The 22,520-nt window shown below is 73.0% G+C and carries 17 protein-coding genes; 10 read left to right on the forward strand and 7 right to left on the reverse strand.

The window, feature by feature from the left end; all coding sequences use genetic code 11:
• Positions 1 to 17: 17 nt before the first annotated feature.
• The 9 genes from PS271_RS19305 (at position 18) to moeZ (ending at position 11,300) form a co-directional block, all read left to right on the forward strand.
• Complete coding sequence (locus tag PS271_RS19305; RefSeq protein ID WP_398383295.1) at positions 18 to 1,739, forward strand: ABC transporter substrate-binding protein; 1,722 nt, start codon at positions 18 to 20, stop codon at positions 1,737 to 1,739.
• Positions 1,736 to 2,749, forward strand: a complete 1,014-nt coding sequence (locus PS271_RS19310) for an ABC transporter permease subunit (RefSeq protein ID WP_398383296.1) — start codon at positions 1,736 to 1,738, stop codon at positions 2,747 to 2,749. The genes PS271_RS19305 and PS271_RS19310 overlap by 4 nt, the downstream gene beginning before the upstream one ends.
• Positions 2,746 to 3,735 (forward strand): ABC transporter permease, encoded by a 990-nt coding sequence (locus PS271_RS19315; protein WP_398383297.1) that lies wholly within the window; start codon positions 2,746 to 2,748, stop codon positions 3,733 to 3,735. Before PS271_RS19310 ends, PS271_RS19315 begins: the two co-directional genes overlap by 4 nt.
• On the forward strand, positions 3,732 to 5,459 hold the full coding sequence (locus tag PS271_RS19320) for a dipeptide ABC transporter ATP-binding protein (protein WP_398383299.1): 1,728 nt from the start codon (positions 3,732 to 3,734) through the stop codon (positions 5,457 to 5,459). Before PS271_RS19315 ends, PS271_RS19320 begins: the two co-directional genes overlap by 4 nt.
• A 183-nt stretch (positions 5,460 to 5,642) precedes the next feature.
• Positions 5,643 to 7,214 (forward strand): DUF3492 domain-containing protein, encoded by a 1,572-nt coding sequence (locus tag PS271_RS19325; protein WP_398383300.1) that lies wholly within the window; start codon positions 5,643 to 5,645, stop codon positions 7,212 to 7,214.
• Positions 7,211 to 8,257 carry a hypothetical protein gene (locus PS271_RS19330; RefSeq protein ID WP_398383302.1) on the forward strand — a complete coding sequence of 349 codons (1,047 nt, stop codon included), beginning with the start codon at positions 7,211 to 7,213 and terminating at the stop codon, positions 8,255 to 8,257. Before PS271_RS19325 ends, PS271_RS19330 begins: the two co-directional genes overlap by 4 nt.
• 93 nt (positions 8,258 to 8,350) lie before the next feature.
• Positions 8,351 to 9,265: an NAD-dependent epimerase/dehydratase family protein gene (locus PS271_RS19335; protein ID WP_356280419.1), complete on the forward strand. Its 915-nt coding sequence runs from the start codon at positions 8,351 to 8,353 to the stop codon at positions 9,263 to 9,265.
• Positions 9,253 to 10,032 (forward strand): spherulation-specific family 4 protein, encoded by a 780-nt coding sequence (locus tag PS271_RS19340; RefSeq protein ID WP_398383303.1) that lies wholly within the window; start codon positions 9,253 to 9,255, stop codon positions 10,030 to 10,032. The genes PS271_RS19335 and PS271_RS19340 overlap by 13 nt, the downstream gene beginning before the upstream one ends.
• A gap of 89 nt (positions 10,033 to 10,121) precedes the next feature.
• Positions 10,122 to 11,300: an adenylyltransferase/sulfurtransferase MoeZ gene (gene moeZ / locus PS271_RS19345; RefSeq protein ID WP_398383305.1), complete on the forward strand. Its 1,179-nt coding sequence runs from the start codon at positions 10,122 to 10,124 to the stop codon at positions 11,298 to 11,300.
• 71 nt (positions 11,301 to 11,371) lie between these two features.
• On the opposite strand, the gene PS271_RS19350 is transcribed toward moeZ, so the two are convergent.
• From PS271_RS19350 to PS271_RS19380, 7 genes are all read right to left on the reverse strand, one after another.
• Positions 11,372 to 12,949 carry an alpha/beta hydrolase gene (locus PS271_RS19350; RefSeq protein ID WP_398383307.1) on the reverse strand — a complete coding sequence of 526 codons (1,578 nt, stop codon included), beginning with the start codon at positions 12,947 to 12,949 and terminating at the stop codon, positions 11,372 to 11,374.
• Between the two features lie 52 nt (positions 12,950 to 13,001).
• Positions 13,002 to 14,138: a hypothetical protein gene (locus PS271_RS19355; RefSeq protein WP_398383308.1), complete on the reverse strand. Its 1,137-nt coding sequence runs from the start codon at positions 14,136 to 14,138 to the stop codon at positions 13,002 to 13,004.
• Positions 14,139 to 14,265: 127 nt separating this feature from the next.
• Entirely contained in the window at positions 14,266 to 15,831 is a 1,566-nt protein-coding gene (locus tag PS271_RS19360; protein WP_398383309.1) for an alpha/beta hydrolase, read from the reverse strand.
• 109 nt (positions 15,832 to 15,940) lie between these two features.
• Positions 15,941 to 17,896: an ABC transporter permease gene (locus tag PS271_RS19365; RefSeq protein WP_398383311.1), complete on the reverse strand. Its 1,956-nt coding sequence runs from the start codon at positions 17,894 to 17,896 to the stop codon at positions 15,941 to 15,943.
• Positions 17,893 to 18,654: a molybdate ABC transporter substrate-binding protein gene (gene modA, locus PS271_RS19370; protein ID WP_398383312.1), complete on the reverse strand. Its 762-nt coding sequence runs from the start codon at positions 18,652 to 18,654 to the stop codon at positions 17,893 to 17,895. The genes PS271_RS19365 and modA overlap by 4 nt, the downstream gene beginning before the upstream one ends.
• 13 nt (positions 18,655 to 18,667) lie before the next feature.
• A complete protein-coding gene (locus PS271_RS19375; RefSeq protein ID WP_398383314.1) occupies positions 18,668 to 19,060 on the reverse strand; it encodes a TOBE domain-containing protein in 393 nt (130 codons plus the stop codon).
• A 78-nt stretch (positions 19,061 to 19,138) separates the two neighbouring features.
• Positions 19,139 to 21,736, reverse strand: coding sequence for a lysylphosphatidylglycerol synthase transmembrane domain-containing protein (locus PS271_RS19380; RefSeq protein ID WP_398386933.1), 2,598 nt, complete (start codon positions 21,734 to 21,736; stop codon positions 19,139 to 19,141).
• Positions 21,737 to 21,975: 239 nt separating this feature from the next.
• On the opposite strand from PS271_RS19380, the gene PS271_RS19385 reads away from it, so the two are divergent.
• The gene (locus PS271_RS19385) at positions 21,976 to 22,335 is read left to right on the forward strand and encodes an MGMT family protein (RefSeq protein ID WP_367137777.1); all 360 of its coding nucleotides are present in this window, start codon (positions 21,976 to 21,978) and stop codon (positions 22,333 to 22,335) included.
• Positions 22,336 to 22,520 lie beyond the last annotated feature (185 nt).

Raw genomic sequence — 22,520 nt, forward strand, 5'->3', positions numbered from 1 at the left:
GAAAGGCCTCACCTGCCATGCCTCACATGTCCGTCATATCCCGCCGTGTGGCGGCCGCCGCCGTCAGCGTGGTCCTGCTCGGGGGCGCGGCAGCGTGCGGCCCGAAGGAGGGCGGCGACGCCAAGGGCGGCGGTGCCGAGGGCGCGCCCAAGAAGGGCGGCACGCTCACGGTGCTCAACGGCGCGCCGCAGAAGCAGTTCGACCCGGCCCGCCTCTACACCTCCGGCGGCGGCAACATCCCCTCGCTCGTCTACCGCACCCTCACCACCCGCCACCGCGGGAACGGCGCCGAGGGCACCAAGGTCGTCCCCGACCTCGCCACGGACACCGGCACGCCCAGCGACGACGCCAAGACCTGGACGTACAAGCTCCAGGACGGCCTCACGTACGAGGACGGCTCGCCCATCACCTCCGCCGACATCAAGTACGGCGTCGAGCGCTCCTTCGCCGCCGAACTCTCCGGCGGCGCCCCCTACTTGCGCGACTGGCTCATCGGCGGCGACACGTACCAGGGCCCGTACAAGGAGAAGAAGGGCCTCGACTCCATCGAGACGCCCGACGCGAAGACCATCGTCTTCAAGCTGAAGAAGTCCGAAGGCGACTTCCCCTACTTCGCCGCCTCCACCCAGTTCGCCCCCGTGCCCAAGGCCAAGGACACCGGCGCGAAGTACGCCGAGCACCCCGTCTCCTCCGGCCCGTACAAGGTCGTCAAGAACGCGGGCGACGGCGAGCAGATGACGCTGGAGCGCAACCCCCACTGGTCCGAGGAGACGGACAAGGAGCGGCACGCCTACCCCGACCGGATCGAGGTCAGGTCGGGCCTGTCCGCCGCGGTCATCAACCAGCGCCTGTCGACCGGCTCCGGCCCCGACGCCGCCGCGGTCACCACCGACACCAACCTCGGCCCGGCCGAACTCGCCCAGGTCACCGGCGACAAGAACCTCGCCGCCCGGGTCGGCACCGGCCACTTCGGCCAGACCTCGTACCTGGCGTTCAACCCCGCGGTGAAGCCCTTCGACGACCCGAAGGTCCGGCAGGCGATCTCGTACGCGATCAACCGCACGAGCGTCGTCAACGCCGCGGGCGGCTCCTCGCTCGCCGAGCCCACGACGACCTTCCTGCCCCGCCAGAAGCCGCTGGGCTACACGCCCTACGACCACTTCCCGGCGGGTGACAAGGGCGACCCGGCCAAGGCCAAGGAGCTCCTGAAGGAGGCCGGTCACGAGAACGGCCTGGAGATCACCCTCACCCACTCCACCGCCCAGAACCGCGAGACCAGCCCCGAGATCGCGACCGCCGTCCAGGCCGCGCTCAAGGAGGCCGGGATCACCGTGAAGCTGGAGGGGCTGGAGGACAACGACTACGACGAGAAGATCCACAGCTTCGAGAAGCAGCCCGGCCTCTTCATCGCCCACTGGGGTGCCGACTGGCCCTCCGGCGGCCCCTTCCTCGCACCGGTCTTCGACGGCCGGCAGATCGTGAAGGACGGTGCCAACTTCAACACCGGCCGCCTCGACGACCCCAAGGTCAACGACGAGATCGACGCCATCAACAAGATCACCGACCATGACGCGGCCGCGCAGCGCTGGGGCGCCCTCGACAAGAGGATCGGCGAGCAGGCCCTGACCGTGCCGCTGTTCAACCCCGTCTACAAGCGGCTCTTCGGCAAGGACGTCAAGAACGTCGTCATCAGCAACTGGACCGGTGTCCTCGACGTCTCGCAGGTCGCGGTCAAGTGACGACGTCCGCCACCGATCTGCTCACCACCGCGGAACCGGAGGCGGGAGCCGCTCCCGCCTCCGGCGCCCGGCAGGTCCTGCGGCGGCTGAGAGCGCGCAAGTCCGCGCTCGCGGCCGCCGCCGTGCTGGGCCTGCTCGTCCTCCTGGCCCTCGCCGCGCCCCTCCTGGCGGCGATCGAGGGACAGGACCCGAACACGTACCACGACGCGCTCGTCGACTCCGCGCGCGGCGGCGTCCCCTTCGGCGACTTCGGCGGCGTCAGCGCCGAGCACTGGCTCGGCGTCGAACCGGGCACCGGACGCGACCTGTTCGTCCGCCTCGTCTACGGCGCCCGGGTCTCGCTGCTCGTCGCCCTCGGCGCGACCGCCGTCCAGATCCTCATCGGCGTCGGCATCGGCCTCGCGGCCGCGCTCGGCAACCGCCTTGTGGAAAGCCTGCTCACCCACGTCACCGACGTGATGGTGGCCATGCCCCTGCTCGTCTTCGCCATCGCCACGATGGCCGTAGCTCCCGCGGACTTCCCGCGCCCCCTGCTGCTCGCCATCTCCATCGGCCTGCTCCAGTGGGGCGGGATGGCCCGCCTCGTGCGCGCCCAGGCCCTGAGCCTCAAGAAGCTCGACTACGTCTCCGCCGCCCGGCTGACCGGAGCCTCGTCGTGGCGCGTCGCCCGGCGCGAGCTGCTGCCCTCGCTCGCCGCCCCCGTGATCACCTACGCGGCCGTCCTGCTGCCCACCAACATCGTGCTCGAAGCGAGCATGTCCTTCCTCGGAGTCGGCGTGAAGCCCCCGACCCCCTCCTGGGGCCACATGCTCTCGACGGCCACCACGTGGTTCCGCGCGGACCCCATGTACGTGCTGCTGCCGGCGCTCATGCTGTTCGTCACCACGCTCGCCTTCACCGTCCTCGGCGACGGGGTGCGCACGGCGCTCGACCCGCGCGAGGCGTCCCGGCTGCGCGTCGGCCGCAACCGGCGCAAGGCGCGCACGAGCGGCGCGGGAGGCGCGGCATGACCGGATACCTCCTGCGGCGCGCCGCAGGCGCGCTCGCCGTCCTCCTCGTCCTCTCGGTCGTCGTCTACGCGACCTTCTACATCGCGCCCGGCGACCCCGCCCGCCTGGCCTGCGGCCCGCGCTGCAACCCCGAGCAGATCGCCCAGGTCCGCGCCCAGCTCTCCCTCGGCGACCCCGTGTACGTCCAGTACTGGCACTTCCTCCAGGGCATCGTCGCCGGGCACGACTACTCCACTGGCACCGGTGTGCTCCACTGCGACGCACCGTGCTTCGGATTGTCGTACCAGAACAACCAGCAGGTCACCGACATGCTGATCGAGCGGCTGCCCGCCACCGCCTCGCTCGCGGTCGGCGCCATGGCCGTCAGCCTGCTGCTGGGCACCGTCACCGGCCTGCTCTCCGCGCTGCGCCGCGGCGGCGTGACCGAGCGGGTGCTCACCTGGCTCACCCTCGCCGGGACCGCCACCCCCGTCTTCATCAGCGGCCTCGCCCTGCTGATGCTGTTCTGCGCCTACCTGGCCTGGCTGCCCTTCCCGTCCTACGTGCCGCTCACCGACGACCCCGAGCAGTGGGCCTGGAACATGCTGCTGCCCTGGGCCGCACTCGGGCTGTTCGAATCCGCGAAGTACGCCCGGCTCACGCGCAGTTCCCTGCTGGAGACGCTGGCCGAGGACCACATCCGCACCTTCCGTGCCTACGGCGTCGCCGAGCGCAAGCTCGTCACGCGGCACGCCCTGCGCGGCGCCGTCGCCCCCGTGGTCTCCCTGTCGGCCGCCGACTTCGGGTCGATGTTCGGCGGCGCGGTCCTCACCGAGATGATGTTCGGCCTGCCGGGGATCGGGGCGCTGCTGGTGCACGCCACCACGACCCTCGACCTGCCCGTGGTCGTCGCCGTGGTCATGGTCACCGGCACCGCCGTCGTCCTCGCCAACATCGTGGCGGACGTGCTCTACGCCGCCGCGGACCGAAGGGTGGCCCTGCGATGACCGCACCCCGCACGAGCACCGCACCGGCGGACGCCCGGAGCGCGCCCGGATCCGCCGCGGCCGGGCCCCTGGTGGCCGTCTCCGGCCTCTCCGTCGCCTTCCCGGCCGGGCCCGGCGGCAGCCCCGTACGGGCCGTCGACGGCCTGTCCTTCACCGTCCCGCCGGGCGGGTCCCTCGGCATCGTCGGCGAGTCCGGCTCCGGCAAGTCCACGGCCGCCTACGCGCTGCTGGGGCTGCACCGGGACACCGGCGCCGACGTCACCGGATCGGTGACCGTCGCCGGGCACGACGTGCAGGCCGCCGACGACGCCGCCCTGCGGCGGCTGCGCGGCGGCGTCGCCGCCATGGTCTTCCAGGACCCGCTCTCCTCCCTCGACCCGTACCTGGCCGTCGGCGACCAGATCGCCGAGGTCTACCGCGTCCACCACCGCGGCGCCTCCCGCCGGGAGGCCCGGGCCCGCGCGGTGGAGGTGCTGGACCGCGTGGGCATCCCCGACGCGGCCCGCCGTGCCCGCTCCCGCCCGCACGAGTTCAGCGGCGGCATGCGCCAGCGCGCCCTCATCGCCATGGCCCTCTCCTGCCGGCCGCGGCTGCTCGTCGCGGACGAGCCGACCACCGCCCTCGACGTCACCGTCCAGGACCAGATCCTCGGCCTGCTGCGCGACCTGCGCGCGGAGACCGGCATGGGCCTGATCCTGGTCACCCACGACCTGGGCGTGGCCACCGGCAGCGTCGACGAACTGCTGGTGATGAAGGACGGGCGGGCCGTCGAGCACGGACCTGTCCGCGACGTGCTCCACGCGCCGCGCGAGGACTACACCCGCGATCTGTTGGCGGCCGTCCCGCGCGTAAACGTCCGGAGGCAGACCCGTACGGACGGAGTGCACCAGCCCGGACGTGACGCCTCCGCCTCGCCGGAGACGTCCGCCCCGCCGGAAGCATCCGTCCTCCTGGAAGCAACCGGCCTGCGGCGGGAGTTCGGACGCGGCAAGCGCGCGGTGACCGCCGTGGACGGAGTCTCCCTCACCGTGCGCGCCGGCGAGACCGTCGGCGTCGTCGGCGAGTCCGGCAGCGGCAAGACCACGCTCGGGCGGATGCTGGTACGCCTGCTGGAGCCCACCGGCGGCCGGCTGAGCTACCGCGGACGCGACATCGGCGGCCTGAAGGAGCGCGAGCTGCGCGCCTTCCGCAGCGAGCTCCAGATGGTCTTCCAGGACCCCGTCTCCTCCCTCAACCCCCGCCGCAGCATCGGCGAGTCGATCGCCGACCCGCTGCGCGCCGCCGGGAAGCTGGACGACGCCGCGATCGTGGCGCGCGTGCGGGAGCTGCTGGAGCGCGTGGGCCTCGACCCGGCCTCCTACCACCGCTACCCGCACGAGTTCAGCGGCGGCCAGCGGCAGCGCATCGGCATCGCGCGGGCCCTCGCGCCCGAGCCGAAGCTGATCGTCTGCGACGAGCCCGTCTCCGCCCTGGACGTCACCACCCAGGCACAGGTCGTGCGGCTGCTCGGCGAGTTGCAGCGCGACCTGGGGCTCGCGCTCGTCTTCATCGCCCACGACCTCGCCGTCGTACGGCAGGTCAGCGACCGGCTCGTCGTCATGCGCGGCGGCCGGATCGTGGAGGAGGGACCGGCCGACACCGTCTACGAGCAGCCCGCGCACCCGTACACCCGGGGCCTGCTCGCGGCCGTCCCGCGGCTCGAAGCGGCCGAAGCCCCCGCATAGCGCGGGGCAACGCCCCATCTCCGGGAAAGTCACCTCTGTTCACCCCTTCCGGTGGCGCGACGGACAACCGTCCGTCGCGCCACGGGCGAGCCCGCATAGCGTGCTTCCGCTGCCGTAGCCGTTCGGCGGCCGCAGGTCAGGCGAGGGCGACCACAAGGGACAGACGGGGGTGCGTGCGTGCGCGTGGGACTCCTTACGGAGGGTGGGTATCCGTACGCCTCGGGTGAGGGCGGCCAGTGGTGCGACCAGCTCGTGCGCGGCCTGCCCGGGCACGACTTCGAGATCTGCGCCCTGAGCCGCCGCGCCCGGCAGGACGCGGGCGGCTGGTGCGATCTGCCCGAGCACGTACGGCGGGTGCGGACGGCACCCCTGTGGGGCGATCCGGCCGGGGCCGTGGGGCGCGCCCACCGCGCGTACGGCCGCCGCGAGCGCCGCCGCTTCGGCGCGTACTTCGCCGGCCTCGCCGAGGCCCTCACCGCCACCGTCGAGCCCGGCCCCGAGGACCGCAAGTCTCAGGCGTACCGTTTCGCCGACGCCCTGAACGGCCTCGCCGACCTCGCCCGCGACGCCGGCGGCCTCGGCTCCGCCCTCCGCTCCGAGCAGGCCCTGCGCATCCTGGAGTCCGCCTGCCGCGCCCCCGGCTCCCACCCCGCCGCCTACGGCATCCGCGTCGCCGACCTCCTCGCCGTCACCGCGCTCCTGGAGCGCGCGCTGCGCCCCCTGTCCCTCGACTGGTACGGCAGCGGAGGCACCGACCGCGGCCTCACCGGCGTCGACCTGTGCCACGCCACCTCCGCGGGGCCCGCCGCCCTCCCGGGACTCCTGGCCAAACGCTTCTTCGGTACGCCCTTCCTCGTCACCGAATACGAGGTCCGCCTGCGCGCCTACTACCTCAACAGCGCCGCCAGCGCCGCCGGCCTCTCCCTGCCCGTACGGACCCTGCTGTCCGCCTTCCACCGGCAGCTCACCGCCGAGATCTACGCCCGGGCCGACATCATCACCCCCGGCGACGCCCAGGTGCGGCGCTGGCAGGAGCGCTGCGGCGCCGACCCCGGCCGGCTGCGCACCGTCCACCCCGGCCTCGACCCCGGCCCGTACGAGGCCGTGGGGGAGCGGTCCGAGAGCGGCGAGGGATCGGACGACGGCCTCACCGTGCTCTGGGCCGGCGGCAAGGCCGAGCCCTACCTGTGGGAGACCCTCGCGGCCCTGCGGCAGGCCGAGCCCGAGGTGCGGATGCGCATCGTCGGCGACCCCGTCCCCGGCGTCCAGCCCGCCTTCGGCGTCTCCTACGAGCCCGAGGCCGGCCCCGCCACGTACGCCGCGGGCAGCGTCGTCGTCCTCGCCGGCGGCGCCGAGTCGTTCCCCACGCCGCTCGTCGAGGCCATGTTCTGCGGCCGCGCCACCGTCTCGCCGGACTCCGCGGCCGTCCGCGAAGTCATCGGCGGCACGGGCCTCGTCGTCCCCCCGCGCAACGCCGGCGCCCTCGCCGCGGCCTGCCTGGATCTCCTGCACGACGCCGGACGAAGAGCCAGACTCGGCGCCGCCGCCCGCGCCCGCGCCCTCGAACTCTTCACGACCGAACGGCATGTGACGGACTTCCACGGCATCTACCTCGAACTCATCTCCCGCGCGCCCGACGGGCACGGCAGTGCCGCTCCCGATCCCGCCGTCCCCTTCTCCCGCGCCGCCGAATCCCGCGCACCCCTTGACCTGACGCATCGTCAAACCTCCCCGACCTGGGCAGGCCGCCCATGACCACACCGCTCAGGGACGGCAGCGCGCCCGCCGCCGCTGCCGGCATAGCCGCCTCCGGTACCGATGCCGGCCCCGCGAGGACCGACCCCGTGAAGACCCTCATGCAGCGCCATCACGGGCTGTGCGCCCGCGCCGTGGACCCTCTGGAGATCGCCGCCGTCCTGGAGGACGGGGGCCTCACGGACCACGCGGCCGCGGAGTGCCGGCACCGGGACGTGTTCTCGCTGGCCGACGAGCTGTACGCACGCACCGTGCGCGAGGAGCTCGCGCGGCCCGCGCCCGGCGCGCCCGGTGCACGAGGGGCGCTCCCGGACAGGGCGCGCGCCCGATGGCGGTTCGCCGGTCTGTTCGCGGGCACCTGGCTCGTCGCGTACGCCCTCCTCGGCGGGCCCGCCCTCGGAGCGCTGCTCTCCGGCTCCGGCTCCGCCTCCGGCGAGATCTCCGGCCGCTTGCTCCTGCCGGACGCCGCCGCCCTCATGTGCAGCCTCGCGCCCGCCCTGTGGTGCGCCCGCTGGTTCACCGCGCGGGTCCGGTACGCACTCGTGGCCAGCCGCTCCCGCGCCGAGTTCCGGGCCCGCACCTGGCCCCTGCTCCTCACGGCCGCAGGGCTCTTCACGGCCGCCCTCGCCGCGCTCCTGTGGTCCGCCCGGGCGGCTTCGGGGGCGGCCGCCCCCGGCCCCGGCGAGCTCGCCGCCGTCAGCGCGCTCGGCGGGCTGCTCTTCCTCGCCCGGCTGCTCGCCACCCGCGGCTCCGGGCGGGCGGCCGCCGTCGCCGCACTGGCCGCCTGCGCCCTCGAAGCGGCGGCGCTGGGCGCAGGAGCGCCGGAGGCGTCGTTCGCCGCGCCGCCCTTCGCCGCACCCGCCGTCGCCTGGGCCACCGGCGCGTACGGCCCCTCCGCCATACCCCTCGTGGCCTGCGCCCTCCCCGCGCTCGCCCTCCTCGCCCACGCCCTGACCGCGCTCTCCCGGGCCTCCGCCCACCGCCACGGCGCACACGCACCCGTCCCCGCCGACCCCGGAGAAGCCCCGGCCCGGGCCCGGTGACCGCACGTCCCAGCCGCACACCCCCGTCAGAGGAGCAAGGAAGATGACCGTTCACCCCATCAGCACCGCCGGGCGAGAGCGAGGGCGCGACCGATGAGGGTTCTGCTGCTCGGTGCCAACGGCTACCTCGGCCGCTACGTGGCCGACCGCCTGCTCGCCGACCCCGCCGTCCAGCTCACCGCGCTCGGCCGCGGCGACGACGCGGACGTCCGCTTCGACCTCGCCACCGGCAGCCCCGGCGCGCTCACCCGCTTCCTCAACGCCGTCCACCCCGGCGTCGTGATCAACTGCGCGGGCGCCACCCGCGGCGGGGCCCGCGACCTCACCCGCCACAACACCGTCGCCGTCGCCACCGTCTGCGAGTCACTGCGCCGCAGCGGCTGCGGCGCCCGCCTCGTCCAGCTCGGCTGCTCCTCCGAGTACGGCCCCTCCCAGCCCGGCTCGTCCACCGCCGAGGACGCCGTGCCGCGCCCCGGCGGCCCGTACGGGGTGAGCAAGCTCGCCGCCACCGAGCTCGTCCTCGGCTCCGGCCTCGACGCGATCGTCCTGCGCGTCTTCTCGCCCGTCGGCCCCGGCACCCCGGCCGGCTCCCCCCTCGGCCGGCTCGCCGACGCCCTGCGGCGCGCCATGCAGAACGGCGACAGCGAGCTGAAGCTCAGCGGCCTCGGCGTCCAGCGCGACTTCGTGGACGTCCGCGACGTGGCCCGCGCCGTGCACGCCGCCTCCCTCTCCGCCGCCCAGGGCGCCGTCAACATCGGCACCGGCCGCGCGGTCAGGCTGCGCGAGGCCGCCGCCACGCTCGCCCGCGTCGCCGGCTACGGCGGCTCCCTCCACGAGCTCGACGACCCCCACCTCGGCAGCCCGCCCGCCTACCCCTACCCCGACGGCTGCGGCAGCTGGCAGCAGGCCGACGTCCGCACCGCCCGCGACCGGCTCGGCTGGCGCCCCCGGATCGGCCTGGAGGAGTCCCTGGCCGACATCTGGATGGAGGCCGCGTGTCGCATCTGAGCCCGCCCGGGCAGCGGCGGACCCGGGTGCGCGAGGCCCCCCTGCGCTTCGGTGTGCCGGGCTTCGCGCACCCCCTCCTCGCCCCCACCGAGTGGGGCGAACTCCTGCGCACGGACGTCCCCGTGGAGTGGGTCGTGCTCGGCAGCGGCGCCATGGCCGCCCCGGGCGGCACCGCCTCCGGCGGCCCCGGCGACCGCCCGGACCCGCACCGCGTGGCCGCCGCCGCCCGGCTGCGCGAGGCGGGCGTCCGGGTCCTCGGCCACCTGGACCTCAGGTTCGGCGAACGCCCCCTCGGCGAGGTGCTCTCCGAGGCCCAGCGCTACCTGAACTGGTACAAGGTCGACGGCTTCGCCCTCGACGCCACCCCCGCGGACCCCGCCGCCCTGCCCGGGACCCGGCGCACCGTCGCCTCGCTGCGGACGATCCTCGACCGGGCCTACGTCGTGCTCGTCCACGGCACCTATCCCTCGCCCGGCTACGCCGACCTCGCCGACCAGCTCGTCACCTTCTACGGCCCGTGGTCGGCGTACCGCTGGTCGCAGGTGGCCGAGTGGACCGCCGACTTCCCGGCCACCCGCTTCTGCCACCTCGTGCACGGCGTCCCCCGCGCCCACCTGGAGGAGGCGCTGCGCCTCGCCCGCTGGCAGGGCGCCGGCACGATCTACTTCACCGACCGGACGGACCGGGACGAAGCGGACCCCTGGGAGGTGATGCCCGGCTACTGGGACGAGATCGTCTCGCGCATCGGACCTGGTGTCTCGGAATGAGGCGGGGCGTGGCAGTGTTACGGGGGAAGGACCGAACGCCGCCTGTATGTTCCCCGCCCCGGCGGGGATGACCCCTTCCTGGAGTCCCCGTGTCGCTGCCACCCCTGGTCGAGCCGGCTGCCGAGCTCACCGTTGACGAGGTTCGTCGGTACTCCCGCCATCTGATCATTCCGGATGTCGGAATGGACGGGCAGAAGCGCCTGAAGAACGCCAAGGTGCTGTGCGTGGGGGCCGGCGGTCTCGGCTCCCCGGCCCTGATGTACCTGGCCGCGGCCGGCGTCGGCACCCTGGGCATCGTGGAGTTCGACGAGGTTGACGAGTCGAACCTGCAGCGCCAGATCATCCACAGCCAGGCGGACATCGGCCGGTCCAAGGCCGAGTCCGCGCGCGACACGGTGCGGGGCATCAACCCGTACGTGAACGTCGTCCTGCACGAGGGCCGGCTCGAAGCCGACAACGTGATGGAGATCTTCTCCCAGTACGACCTGATCGTCGACGGCACGGACAACTTCGCCACGCGCTACCTCGTCAACGACGCGTGCGTGCTGCTGGGCAAGCCGTACGTGTGGGGCTCGATCTACCGCTTCGACGGCCAGGCGTCCGTCTTCTGGAGCGAGCACGGACCCTGCTACCGCTGCCTGTACCCCGAGCCCCCGCCGCCGGGCATGGTGCCCTCCTGCGCCGAGGGCGGCGTGCTGGGCGTGCTGTGCGCCTCGATCGGCTCCATCCAGGTCAACGAGGCCATCAAGCTGCTCGCGGGCATCGGTGACCCGCTGGTCGGCCGCCTGATGATCTACGACGCCCTGGAGATGACCTACCGCCAGGTCAAGGTCCGCAAGGACCCCGACTGCGCGGTCTGCGGCGAGAACCCGACCGTCACGGAGCTCATCGACTACGAGGCGTTCTGCGGCGTGGTCTCGGAGGAGGCCCAGGAGGCGGCCGCCGGCTCCACGATCACTCCCAAGCAGCTCAAGGAGTGGCTGGACGACGGCGAGAACATCGACGTCATCGACGTCCGCGAGCCGAACGAGTACGAGATCGTCTCCATCCCGGGCGCCCGGCTGATCCCCAAGAACGAGTTCCTGATGGGCACGGCCCTCCAGGACCTGCCGCAGGACAAGCGCATCGTCTTGCACTGCAAGACGGGTGTCCGGTCCGCGGAAGTGCTGGCGGTGCTCAAGGCGGCCGGGTTCGCCGACGCGGTGCACGTGGGCGGCGGCGTGATCGGGTGGGTCCACCAGGTGGAGCCGGACAAGCCGGTGTACTAGGCCTTCCCTCCTCTGCGCGTAAGGGGCGCCCACCACGGTGGGCGCCCCTTACGCATCTGTGCGGTGCCCGGTTACGAGCAGGTCGTGCCGCCGGCCGGGACCTTGCCCTCCAGCAAGTAGTCGTCGACGGTGCGCACCATGCACGCGTTGCCGCTGTTGTACGCCCCGTGCCCCTCGCCCTTGTACGTGACCTCCGCGGCGACGCCCTTGCCGAGCCCCTCGGCCATCCGGTGCGCGCCCTCGTAAGGCGTCGCCGGATCCCCGGTGTTGCCGATGACGACGATGGGTGCCGAGCCCTGCGCGCTGACGTCGATCGTCTTCCACTTGCCCTCGACGGGCCACCCCGTGCAGCTGAGAAGCGACCAGGCGGAGGCCTCTCCGAAGACCGGGGACGCCGCCCGGAACTCGGGCAGGCGGCCCTTCACGTCGGCGGCGGTGTAGCGCTGCTGGGCGTCGGCGCAGGAGATCGCCCGGTTGGCCGGCTGGAGGTTGCTGTAGCGGCCGTCGGGGCCGCGCCCGCTCAGGAGGTCGTAGAGCACCAGCAGGGTGTTTCCCGTGCCCTTGTTCATGGCCTCCTGGAGGCCCTGCGTCAGGTACTTCCAGGTGTCCTTGGAGTACAGCGCGGACGCGATGCCGCTGACGGCCTCGTCCTGGGTCAGCTTGCGGCCCTGGCGGGTCGGCAGGGGCTGCCCGTCGAGCTTCTTGAGCAGGGAGACGATCCGGTCCTGCGTCGGGCACGCGGCGGCCTGGGCGGAGGCGGCGCAGTCCTTGAGGTAGTCGCTCAGGGCGAGCTGGAAGCCCTTGGTCTGGCCGAGGTTGCCCTCGACCGGGTCCTGCGTCGGGTCGACCACGGCGTCGAGGACCGCGCGGCCCACGTTCTTGGGGAAGAGGTGGGCGTAGACGCCGCCCAGCTCGGTGCCGTAGGAGATGCCGAAGTAGTTGAGCTTCGCGTCACCGAGGGCGGCCCGCAGCCGGTCCATGTCGCGGGCGGCGCTGATCGTGTCGACGTACGGCAGGACCTTCGCGGAGTTCTTGGCGCAGGCGTCGACGTACGCCTTGTTGGACGCGAGGGCGGCCCGCTCCTCGTCCGCGTCGTCCGGAGTGCCGTCGATCTGGTTGGCGGCGTCGGTCTCCTTGTCGCCCAGGCAGCGCACGGCCGCGCTGTCGCCCACGCCCCGCGGGTCGAAGCTGACCAGGTCGTAGCGGTCGCGCAGCTTGTCGTAGCTGGTGGCCAGGCCCGGCAGGGTGGCCACGCCCGAGCCGCCGGGGCCGCCGAAGTTGAAGACGAGCGAGCCGAGGCGCCTGGCCTTGTCCCGCGCCTTCGCACGGATCACGGCGAGCTCGATCGTCTCGCCGCCGGGCTTCGCGTAGTCGAGGGGGACGGGGAGCTTCGCGCACTCCCAGTCCTTGCCGGGCGCCTTGCCGTCGAGGGAGGCGCCCTGCGCGGCGCTGGGCGGGGGACAGGGTGTCCAGCGCAGCGGGGCGGCGCTCGCGACGGCGCCGCTGTCCTTGCCCCCGCTCTTGCTGCTCTTGGCGTCCCCGTCCGCCGGGGGGCCGGAGTCGCCGCAGCCGGAGGCGGCGAGGGCCGTCACGAGCGCGATGCCGGCGCCGAGGAGGGCGGTGGTGGCCCGAGGCCGAGAGGAGCTCATTCCCCCGACTGTACGGAGGTGAAGGCCGCGGAGTCGCCGCCGCGCGGAGGCGTCACCCGGCGCGCAGGGGCGCACAACCCATATGAGCGGCCACGGCGTCCACGTAGAGCGGGAAGACCTCGCGCGGGTCGTCCAGCCGGGTGTGCGTGCGGGCCGGGCCGCTGCGCATGGCGAAGACGGTGGGCCTGCCGCCGCAGTCCGCCCTGACCAGGGCGCCGGCCGCGTCGATGCTGCCGTGCGCCCGCCAGCCGGGGGCGGGAGGGCGGTCGCCGGTGAGGCCGTCGAAGAGGGCCACCAGGCGGGGCCTGGCGGTGGTGGTGAAGCGGGCGGCCCAGCGGAGGGCGGCTGCGGGTGTGCCGGCGCCTGCGTCTTTTGCGGGTGTGCCGGCGCCTGCCTCTTTGTCTTTGCTTGTGCCTGCGTCCGTGCCGGTTATGGCGCAGCTGTGGAAGTCGGTGTTTTCGGGGGCTCCGGTGCCGGTGCTCTCTCCTTTGCCCAGGTCTGCGATGCCGCAGTGGTCAGGTGTGGTGCCGGCGGACGGATGGGGCCGGCGCAGGCGGAGCGGTGGGAGCTTCGTGCAACTCGTCGCCTGTGCGGCTTTGTTGGCCGCCTCGACCAGTAACTCCCCTGTGGTGTCGGGAGGGAGTGCTTTGGCGCTCTTGAGCGTCACCACCGACGGGCGGCCGTCCACGTCGCAGCTTTCCGGGAGCACCAGGGCGCCCGTGCCGGAGGCGGGTGCGGTGAAGCCCGGTAAGCCGTCGGGGAGCGGGATGTCACCGCCACTGAATAACTCTCCCAGCCACGACCGCCGTTCGCCCGCTTCCCGTGGGCCCGTGCCCACGTTCAGGTCGAGCTGCTGGTCGTACGCCCCGGAGCCGCGGCCGCCGTGCCAGCGGAGCGAGCACCGGCCGGAGGGGCGGCCGGGGGCGGGCGGGATCTCGTCGGCGACGCGGTCGCGGTCGCCGCGGCGGAACGGGGCCTCGTCCTCGGGCCAGGAGCCCCAGCAGTACGCGCGCCCGCCGAGCGGGGTCGACTGCGTCTGCCAGAGCGCGACGAGGGCGGCCACCAGCGCGGCGATGGCCAGGGCGCCGGTGAGGGCCCGGGCCCTGCTGTGGTCGGGTCGGCCGGGCTGATCGGGTCGGCCGGGGTGCGCGCTGGTGTGCGGCTCCCCGTGCGGTGTTGCGTGCGGCACGTTCGTCCCCCCGAACTTCGTTCGTCGTCCGCGGAACTTCTGTGCGGGCGATCGTAGTGCGAGCCACTGACATTCGACCGAGTTGATCGCGTCTCGTACTCGTCACCGGTGATATGTGCTATGTGTGCTATGAGCAGATCTTGTCTGGTTCCGGCACCGTACCGTCCAGCAGGTAGGCGTCAACCGCACCCTTGACACACGCATTGCCGCTGTCGTAAGCGCCGTGACCCTCGCCCCGGTAGGTCAGCTCGACGGCCACGCCCGGACCCAGCTCCTGCGCCATGTGCTTCGCGCCCCCGTAAGGAGTGGCGGGGTCACCGGTGTTGCCGACGACGAGGACCGGCGCGGAGCCCTTCGCGCTCACGTCGGGCGTCTGCCACGCGCCCTTCACGGGCCAGCCCGTGCACTGGGTGAGGCTCCAGGCCATGAAGTCCCCGAAGACGGGGGAGGCCTTGCGGAACTCCGGCACGCGCTGCACGATCTCGGCCGCGGTGTAGCGCTGCGCGAAGTCCGCGCAGGTGATGGCGTTGAGGGAGGACTGGAGGGTGCTGTAGCGGCCGTCCTGGCCGCGGCCGTTCATGGCGTCGCCGAGGGAGAGCAGGAGCCGGCCGTCGCCGTTCTCGGCGTCCTCGATGCCCTCGGTCAGGTAGTCCCAGAAGTCCTTCGAGTACAGGGACTGGGCGATGCCGCCGGTCGCGAGGGAACGGGTCAGCTCGCGGCCCGCCGCGCCGGGGACCGGCTTGTCGCCCAGGCGCTTGAGGAGGGCGCTGACCTGGGGTTCCGTCGGGCAGTTGTCGGACGTCTTCGTGCAGGCGTCCATGTAGTTGGTGAGGGCCAGCTCGAAGCCCTGGGCCTGGGCGAGGGCGCTCTGCACGGGGTCCGCGGACGGGTCCACGACGCCGTCGAAAAGCGCGCGGCCGACTTTGTCCGGGAACAAGTGGGCGTAGACGCCGCCGAGTTCCGTGCCGTACGACACGCCGAAGTAGTGCAGCTTGGCGTCGCCCAGCACCTCGCGCATCAGGTCCATGTCGCGGGCCGCGTTCTCCGTGCCCACGTACGGGAGGACCTTGCCGGAGTTGCGCTCGCAGCCGGCGGCGTAGGCGGTCACCCGCTCCACCAGCGCCTTTTGCCGGCTCGGCGTGGCCGGGACGGCGTCCGCGGCGTAGTACGCGTCGAGTTGCTTGTCGTCCAGGCAGGTCACGCCGCTGCTGCGGCCCACCCCCCGCGGGTCGAAGCTGACCAGGTCGTAGCGGGTGCGGAGCTTCTTGTAGTCGTCGGCGAAGGCCGGGAGCGTGGTGATGCCGGAGCCGCCGGGGCCGCCGAAGTTGAAGACGAGCGAGCCGATGCGGTGGGCCCGGTCCGTGGCCTTGGCCCTGATCAGGGCGATGTCGATGGAGTTGGCGTTGCTCCTGGGTTTCGCGTAGTCGAGGGGCGCGTGGAGCGTCGCGCACTCCCAGTCGGGGCCGGGTGCGCGGCCCGAGGAGCCGCCCTCCGCGGGGGTGGGGGGCGGGCAGGCCTTCCAGGAGAGGGTCTGGCGGGTGGTTTGCGGGTCCCCGGCCTGGGCGGACTTCCCGCTGGGGGGCGGGGTCCGGGTGGCGGTGCGTTTGTTCGCGTCACCCGCGCCTGTGCAAGCCGCCGCCGTCACCGCCAGGAGTGCGGCGAGCACGCCTCTTGCCCACGCGGATCTGATCACTTGTTCATCGTCCGGGGCGGGGCGGGTCGGTGCGCGCGGGGTGGGGCGTACGGGTTAATTCGGGCTGTCCGGGTTGGTCGGGGTGCTCGGGGAGTTTGTGGTTAACCCCCTACAGGGGGACGAAAGTGATCTCCGTGGCCTTGACGCTCACCCACACCGGTGTGCCCTCCGACAGCTTCAGCTCGGCCGCGGCGCCCGGCGTGATCTCCGCAACGACGTCCGGCTCGCCCGACACGATCACGCGGAGGCGGCCGCCGTGCGCGGTGATCTCCCGGACCGTGCCCTGCCAGACGTTGCGGGGGCTCCCCGCGGTGGGCGGTGCGGTGTGGAGCGAGACCGCTTCCGGGCCTACGACGGCCAGGCCTGTCGCGCTGGTGTGCGGGTCTGCGGTGACGAGGTTCGCGCCGTCCTCCAGGAGGAGGGTTCCTTCCGGCGTGGACGTGCCCCGCCAGGCGTTCCGGCCCAGCATGCGGGCCACCCAGGGGGAGCGGGGGTGACGGGTCAGCTCGGCGGGCGTCGCGTACTGGACCGTCGCGCCGTCCTCCAGGACGAGGATCCGGTCGGCCAGGGAGACCGCCTCCACGGGGTCGTGGGTCACGATCAGGCAGACGCCCGGGAAGTCCGCGAGGTGGGTGCGGAGGGTGTGCCGGACCGCGGAGCGGGTCGACTGGTCGAGGGCGGCGAGGGGCTCGTCCAGGAGGAGCAGGCGGGGGCGGGCCGCGAGGGCCCTGGCCAGGGCTACGCGCTGGGCCTGGCCGCCGCTGAGGCTGCCGGGCTTGCGGTGGGCCAGGTCGCCTATGCCCAGGCGGGTCAGCCAGTGCCGGGCCTGGGCGTGCGCCTCGTTCTTGGGGACGCCCTGGGCGCGGAGGCCGTAGGCGGTGTTGGCGAGGGTGGTGAGGTGGGGGAAGAGGGCGGTGTCCTGGGGGACCCAGGAGATGTGGCGGCGGTGGGGCGGCTCTTGGGCCACGTCCTTGTCGCCGAGGTGCAAGGGGGTTGCCTCGGCGCGTTGCGTGAGCCCCAGCAGGGCTCGGAGGAGGGTTGTTTTTCCCGCGCCGTTCGGGCCTACTACCGCGATCGTGGTGCCGGGCTCTGCGGTGAGCGTGGTGTTCGTGGCGCCGGTGACCGTGGTGCGCAGGGGGTGCGGGGTGGGGGCGGGGCCGGGGTGGTCCAGGCCCTCCGGGGCTGCATGATTTACGGACCCCGTATCCCGGTGCGCGAACCCAGCACCTTCCCGCAAATCACGCTTTACGCCCCTTGCCGGGCCAGGACCACCCCGGCCCCGCCCCGCCGTTCGCGTCTGCAGCCAGTGGCCCCTGAGGGCCAGGAGTACTGCTGTGGCGATCAGTAGGAGGAGCAGCGACACCGCTGTCGCGCCTTCCGGGTCCTCCTGGAGGAGTAGGTAGACCTGGAGGGGCAGCGTTTGCGTTTCGCCCGGGAGGTTTCCCGCGAAGGTGATCGTCGCGCCGAACTCGCCCAGCGCGCGGGCCCAGGTGAGCGCCGCCCCCGCGATCAGGCCCGGGGCCACCATGGGGAGCGTGATCGTACGGAAGACTTGGAGAGGGGTTGCGCCCAAGGACGTTGCGGTTTCTTCGTAGCGGGGGTGCAGTCCTCCTAGGGCGCCTTCCAGGCTGATCACCAGGAACGGCATTGCTACGAATGAGGAGGCTACTACCGCGCCTGCCGTGGAGAACGGGAGCGTGATGCCCAGCGATTCCATCGCCGGGCCCAGGATTCCCCTCCGGCCGTAGCCCTGGAGCAGGGCCACCCCCGCCACCGTCGGCGGGAGCACCATCGGCAGCATCACCAGGCAGCGGATGAGCGATTTGCCGCGGAAGTCCGTGCGGGCCAGGAGCCAGGCCAGGGGGACTCCCATGATGAGGGAGAGTCCTAGGGCCCACGCCGAGACCCAGAGGGAGAGGGTCAGGGCCTCCGTTGCTTCGTGCGAGGTCAGGCGTGTGGGGAGCGTGCTCCACGGCGTGCGTGCCAAGATGCCCGCCAGCGGCAGGAAAAGGAACGCCACTGCCGCTGTTGCGGGCAGCGCCAGCGTCAGTGGCGTCTTCTTCACGGCTGCTGGAAGCCCGCCTCACGGAGCAGCTTCCGGGCCCCCTCCGTGCCCAGCCACTTCACGAAGTCCGCTGCCTGCGTGGTGTGCTTGGAGCCCTTGAGCGTTGCCGCGGGGTACGACGCCACCGCGTTCTGGTCGTCCGGGATCGTCGTCGTGGCCACCTTGTTCTTGGCCGTCTTCGCGTCCGTCACGTAGACGATCCCCGCGTCCGCCTCGCCCAGGCTCACCTTGCTCAGGACCGCCCGTACGTTCGGCTCCTGCGACACCGGCTTGACGGTGACGTGCTGCTGGTCCAGGACCTTCTTGCTGTAGCGGCCCACCGGGACCTCGGGTGCCGCCAGGACGACCTTCAGGCCGTCACGGGAGAGGTCCGAGAGCGACTTGATGTGCTGGGGGTTGTCCTTGGCCGTGACGATGGTCAGCCGGTTCTTCGCGATGACGGTGGGCGAGCCCGTGTCCTTCTTGAGGTCGTCCATCGTCTTCGTGTCCGCCGTCACCAGAGCGTCCGCCGGTGCGCCCTGGCGCACCTGTGCCGCCAGTTCCTGGGAGCCCGCGAAGGAGAACGTGACCTTGGTGTCCGGGTGCTCCTTCTCGTAGGCCGCGCCCGCCTGCTTGAAGACGTCCGTGAGGGACGCCGCCGCCAGGACGGTGAGGGTGGTGGGTTCCTTGGCGTCGCTCTTCTTCTCGCTGTCGCAGGCGGCGAGGAGCGGGACCAGCAGGGCGCCGGCCAGGAGGGGCAGGAAGCGGCGAGTGTGCATCGGTTCTCCGTGGTCAGGTGCGGTCGATGTGCACATTGGTGGCCTTCACCCGGGCCACCGCCTCCATCCCGACCGCCAGGCCGAGCTCGTCGACGGCCTCGCGCGTCAGGAGCGAGACCAGCCGGTGCGGGCCGGCCTGGATCTCGACCTGGGCCGCCACGTCGCCGAGCTTGACCGCGGTGATGATGCCGGGGAAGGCGTTGCGGGCACTGGTGTACGCGTCCTCGCCGTCGGCCGCCTCCGCCGCGAGGGACACCGAGAACGCGGCCAGGTCGGCCCCGTCGATGTGCCGCTTCCCCGCTTCGTCGCGCCGCGTCGGTATCCGGCCCGCATCGGCCCATCGCCGGACGGTGTCCGCGCTGACCCCTAGCAACTTGGCGGCGCGGCCGATGGTGTAAGAACGCATATGCGGCACGTTAAGGGTGTGCGGCTCGCATGTGCAAGGTTGGGCCGGGGTGCTCGCTGGCAGGTGCCGCCCCCTGGATCAGATCGCTCCCCTACGCGTCAGGTGCGTGAACGCCAGCCATCCCGGCAGCACCGGCAGCCACAGCGTCATCAGGCGGAAGAGCAGCACCGCCGGCGTGCCCTGTTCCGCCGGGAGCCCGGCCACCGTCAGCGCCGCCGTGAGGGCCAGTTCCACCGCGCCCACGCCGCCCGGCGTCGGCGCCGCCGACCCCAGCGCGTTCGCGGTCAGGAACACCACCGCGATGCTCGCGTAGCTCAGCTCGCCGCCGAACGCGCGGATCGCCGCGTCCAGGCACATGACGTTCGCCGCCGTCAGCAGCAGCATGCCGCCGATGCCCGAGACCAGCTTCTGCGGGCGCTGCATCACGTCCAGCATGCGCGGGACGACGCCCGCGAACAGCGACCGGACGCGGGTCGACACGAACTTCCGCAGGACCGGGATCGCCGCCACCACGAGCACGAGCACGGCGGCCGTCAGGAGGCCGCCGATGACCGTGCGGGAGGGGCCGAGGGACGAGCTGCGCTCCGTGCCGGTGACGTAGCCGAAGGACAGCAGCAGCAGGATGTGGCAGGCCAGGCCGAACAGCTGCGACGCGCCCACGCTCGCCACCGCCAGGCCCGGGCGGACGCCCGAGCGCTGGAGGAAGCGGGTGTTCAGGGCCACGCCGCCGACCGCCGCGGGAGCCACCAGCTTGACGAACGAGCCGGCCACCTGGGCCAGCACCGTGCGGCCGAAGCGCACCTTCTCGGGCACGAAGCCCAGCAGGCTCATCGCCGCGGCGACGTAGGTGAGCGCCTGGAAGGCCACCGCGACCGCCACCCACCACCAGTCCGCCTTCTCGACGAGGTCGCCGAACTGCACGTGGGTGAGCTGCGACAGCAGGAAGTACGCGGCGAAGGCGCCCGCGACGAAGCTGATGAGGGTGCGCGGCTTGATGCGCTCCAGGCGGACGGGCTCTATCGGGGCCTGGGGGCGGATGAGGAGGACCTGGCGGCGGATCTGGGCCAGCAGATCCTCTTCGCGGGCCTCTTCCAGCGCCTCGTCCATGGCACGCTTCTCGGCCTGCCGCTCCGCCTTGAGGGCCTTGCGGTCGCTGACGGCCTCCTTGGCCTCCTTGACGGCTGCTGCCGCCTCCAGGACCTTCTCGCGCTCCCGCTGGGCCCGCTCGCGGGCGAGCTGGCGCAGCGTCGCGCGGCTGGTGCGGGTGAGGGCGATGGGCTGGAGGAGCGGGAGGCTGTCGGCGACGGCGTCGGGGCCGAGGACGGCCACGCCGGTGGCCACGGCGCGCTCGGCGCCGACCCGCAGGCCGAGCGTCACGAGGAGCTGCGCCACGTCCATGCGCAGGACGAGGTCGCCGGCCGCGATCTCGCCGCCGCGCAGGTCGGTCAGGACCACGTTGCCGGAACGATCCACCAGCAGGGCGTCGCCGTCGAGCCTGCGGTGCGCGATGCGGCGCGACTGCAAGGCGTGCACCTGGCGCCACGCGCCCGCCATGAGCTCGTCGGTGATCTCCTCGGTGGGCACCTGGCCGAGGGGGCGGCCGCCGATGTGCTCGTAGACGAGCATCACGGCGTCCGGGCCCAGCTCGGAGGTGGCGATCAGCTTGGGGGCGTTGGCGCCCGCGGCGATGGCCGCGTAGGCCAGCAGTGCCTCCTGCTCCAGCGCCTGGCGCAGGGACTGCAGGCTACGGCGCTGGGTGATGCCCCGCAGGGCCAGGCGCTGCCAGACGCGGTAGAAGAAGCCCTGCGCCTGCTGCTCGCGGTCGACGACCGTCACGTCCAGGGGCGGGCCGTCCTCCAGGGTGACGATGTAGCGGCGGCCCCGGTCGTGCGGCTCGGTGTCCTCCGTGCCGTCCTCGGTGCGCAGCGCGGTGACCGGCTTGAAGCCGACGCGGCGCAGGCCCGTCAGCAGGTGGCGGCCCGTGGGGCGGACGTTCGGGGAGCCGACGGCGTACAGCGTGCCGTAGGCGACCGTCCAGCCGATCAGGACGGTGGTGACGATCGAGAACGGCGTCGTGTAGCCGTTGACCAGGACGGCGAACGCGTCCAGGAGGAGGACCGCCCACATGGCCACGCGCCAGCGGGGGCGGTGGGACATGCCCACGGCCGTCATGTACGCGATGACCGGCGCCAGATAGCCGTGCACGGGGTCGGTGAGGCCGCCGGTGGGGGCCTGCTGGGTGAGGGCGTCCCGGATCGACCCGGGGGCCGACCGGGCGACCCACAGGTCGGTGGCCAGGGACACGCCGTGCGCGAGCACGGCCGCCAGCACGCCGTCGGCGATGCGCAGCCCGTCCCGTTTGATCAGCCGCTCGACGGCGAAGGCCACGGGGACGATGAAGATGGCGATGTTGGCCGCGAGGCCCGCGAAGCTCGCCAGCAGCTGCGGGGCGCGCCCCGTGCTCTCCTTGATGTCCTGTTCGAGGCCCGTGGTGGTGCCGTGGGCGAAGGCCGCGAGCGCCAGGACGAGGGCGATGCCGACGATGCCGAGGAAGAGCCGCACCAGGTCGGCCGGGCGGTGCACGCGGGCGGGCAGCAGGGGCTCGTCCCCGGAGACCCGGTCGATGTGCGCCTCCCCGTCCGCGCAGTCGTAGCCGGGCTCCCCGGGTGCGGGCAGCGCTCGGGGAGCGCGGTCCTTTTCAGGAGGCTCCGCGCCCTGCTGCCGGTCCTTCTCTTCTTCTTGGTCTCGTATCACCTGTCACCGCCCGGAAGATGGTGGCACGGCCCCACCGGGCGAGGGGGCATCAGGGTGCAATTCGGGGGCGCGGACTCCGGATCGTACGCCCTGTGGTGCGGATGCGCACTCTGAGTGACCGGGGGTAGGTGCTGTCGGTGGTGTGCGGCACCATGGACCGGATGAGCGAGGACGATGAGCTCCCCGAGTACGCGGAGCGGGTGCTGGAGGTCGCCGAGCGGATCCCACCCGGCCGGGTGATGACCTACGGGGACGTCGCCGAGTGGCTGGGGGAGGGCGGGCCCCGGCAGGTCGGGCGCGTCATGGCGCTCTACGGCGGCGCCGTGCCCTGGTGGCGCGTCGTCCGCGCGGACGGCGTCCTCCTGCCCGGCCACGAGCTGCGGGCCCTCGCCCACTACCGCGAAGAGGGCACGCCGCTGCGCGAGGCCGGGCGTGCCGCCGAGGGGCACGTGCCCCGGCTCGCGATGGCCCGCGCCCGCTGGGACGGCCGCGGCCCGGAGAGTGTGACTCCGCACACCTGACGTTTCCCCCCGGCCCCTGTGTGACCGGTCCAGGACCTCTCTCACCCGAACGGGTGAGACCGTGGAAGCCGTGCGCCGACTCCCGGGACGCCCTGCGCCCCGGCCGCCGCCTGGCGTAGCGTCGGAAACCGCCGTCACTCCCCGGCCCCCGCGCCCGCACGGCCGCACGACTCCCCGCACCCCCA

It is taken from the genome of Streptomyces sp. SCA2-17 (genome assembly GCF_044336695.1).